This window comes from Paratractidigestivibacter sp. (assembly GCF_052362415.1).
GTDB lineage: Bacteria > Actinomycetota > Coriobacteriia > Coriobacteriales > Atopobiaceae > Paratractidigestivibacter.
In genome coordinates this window covers 1-2,264 of record NZ_DAWEMK010000181.1, presented here as the reverse complement: position 1 = coordinate 2,264, position 2,264 = coordinate 1, and the positions used below count along the sequence as shown (strand labels likewise).

General features: G+C 71.4%; 3 protein-coding genes. All 3 read left to right on the top strand.

Features of this window, described 5'->3' with window-relative positions; genetic code table 11:
* A partial coding sequence (locus tag ACT84W_RS10650; RefSeq protein ID WP_444329198.1) for a ribosome-binding factor A occupies positions 1–300 on the top strand: 300 nt, incomplete at its 5' end.
* Positions 301–322: 22 nt separating this feature from the next.
* Entirely contained in the window at positions 323–1,372 is a 1,050-nt protein-coding gene (locus tag ACT84W_RS10645; RefSeq protein ID WP_444329197.1) for a DHH family phosphoesterase, read from the top strand.
* A partial coding sequence (gene truB / locus ACT84W_RS10640) for a tRNA pseudouridine(55) synthase TruB (RefSeq protein WP_444329196.1) occupies positions 1,369–2,264 on the top strand: 896 nt, incomplete at its 3' end. The genes ACT84W_RS10645 and truB, both read left to right, overlap by 4 nt.

Sequence of the window (2,264 nt, the reverse complement as noted above, 5' to 3'; positions counted from 1 at the left end):
CGCGCCTTCTTTACCTGCGACGCCGAGCGCTACGATGAGGTCGAGGCCGCCCTCGGGCGCGCCCGCGGCCGCATCCGCTCGCTTCTGGGCCGCAGCCTCGGCTGGCGCGTGACCCCGGAGCTCGACTTCCGCATCGACACCTCCACCGACGAGGCCGAGCGCATCGCCCGCGCCCTCGAGGTGGTCCCGCCGACCCTCGGCGTCGAGAAGGACGAGTTCGGCTACCCGGTCGCGGCGCCCGACGCCGCGGCCGGCCCCGCCGAGGCGCCCGAGGACGCCCCCGAGCCCGACGAAGCGTAATCCGAAGGAAGAACGAACCTTGATGCTCATCTCCAACATGGACGGCCAGGCCGAGCAGTTCGATGCCCTGGCCGCCCTCATCGATGAGGCCACCGACATCGCCGTCTGCGCGCACACGTCGCCGGACGGCGACGCCATCGGCTCCACCCTCGCCCTGGCCGAGATCATCGAGGCCGGCTGGGAGGGCAAGCGCGTGAGCGTGCTTCTCGCCGACGACGACGTGGTGCCCCGTACCTACGGCTTCCTGCCGGGTGTGGAGCGCGTCGTGCGCGTGGCCGACTACGAGGGAGACCCGGACCTCTTTATCTGCGTCGACCTTTCCGAGCCCGGGCGCTTAAACGATGCCCGGGCGGTGCTCGAGCGCTCCGCCAAGGTGGGCGTCCTCGACCATCACCCCAGCTCGGACCCCTTCTGGGACGCCGGCGTGGTGAGGCCGTTGGCCGCCGCCTCCGGCGTCATCGTCACCGAGTTCGCGGTGCATCGCTGCATCGAGCTCACGCCTACGATGGCCCAGAACCTCATGTGCGCCATCGTCACGGATACCGGCCGCTTCCAGTACCAGAACGCGGACGGCGAGGCCTTCGAGGTCGCGAGCCTGCTCGTGGATGCCGGCGCGTCCCCGTCCGAGATCGCCCTGCACGTCTACCAGAGCGACCGGCTCGCCTACATCCACCTGTGCGCCGTGGTGATGTCGCGCATCACCACCTTCGAGCAGGGGAGGCTCTCGTACAGCTACGCCACGACTGCCGACTTCAAGACCAACGAGGTGCCGGTCGCCGAGTGCGACGGCCTCGTCGACCTCGTCCGCTGCGTCGACGGAACCCAGGTCGCGCTCTTCCTCAAGGAGGTCCCCGGAGACAAGGTCCGCGGCAACCTCCGCTCCAAGTGCGGCCTCGACATCTCTGGCATCGCCCGTGAGCTCGGCGGCGGCGGCCATAAGGCGGCGGCCGGCTTCACCGTCGAGGGCACCGTGGACGAGGCCCTCTCGGCCGCGCTGCCCAAGCTCCACGCGCTCTTCGAGTCCGCCGACGCCGCCGACGCCGCGGCGCCCGTCCCCGCGGAGAAGCATTGAGGCGCGGCCCGAGCGCGGTGAACGCGCTTCTCGCCGTCAATAAGCCCGTCGGCATGAGCAGCCACGACGTCGTCAACCGCGTCCGTCGCGCGGTGGGCGAGCGGCGCGTCGGCCATGCCGGCACCCTCGACCCCGCCGCCTCCGGCGTTCTCGTCGTGGGCGTCGGCCAGGCCACGAAGCTCCTCGGCCTGCTCACGCTCGATCGCAAGTCGTACCGGGCCCGCATCGAGTTCGGGTCCCAGACCGACACCGACGACGCCGAGGGCGAGGTCATCGAGCGCGCCGAGGTGCCGGCAGAGCTCGCTGACCCCGATATCGCCGCGGCGTGCCTGGCCGGCCTCGTGGGCGAGCACGACCAGGTCCCGCCCGCGTACTCCGCCGTTAGCGTGGGCGGCAAGCGCGCCTACGCGATGGCTCGCGAGGGCCAGGCGGTCGAGCTCGCGGCTCGGCACATAACCATCAACGAGGCCCGGCTCGTAGGCATCGAGGGCGGCGGGGACGAGCCGCTCGTCTGGGTCGCCGACTTCGACGTGAGCAAGGGCACCTACATCCGCAGCATCGCTCGCGACCTGGGGCTCGGCCTCGGCACGCGCGCCCACCTGTGCGGGCTCGTGCGAACGTCTGCGGGCGACGTCGACCTCGACGACTGCGTCGGGCTCGAGGAGCTCACGGAGCAGGGCGCCGCGCTCGTGGCCGAGCACATGCTCGACCCGGTCGTGGCCCTCGGGCTGCCGTCGCGAGCCGTGGACATATCCGAGATCGCCGACATCTCGTGCGGGCGAAGGATCGCCATGGGCTCCGTCCGCGACGGCGAGTCCGAGCGCGAGCCCAAGCCCTGCGAGAAGGTCGCGCTCGTCTGGGACGGCGCGCTCGCGGGAATCTGGCAGCGCAG

Coding starts and splice junctions, on each gene's coding strand:
- ACT84W_RS10645 (WP_444329197.1), top strand. CDS start 323: ATGCTCATCTCCAACATGGACGGCCAGGCCGAGCAGTTCGATGCCCTG.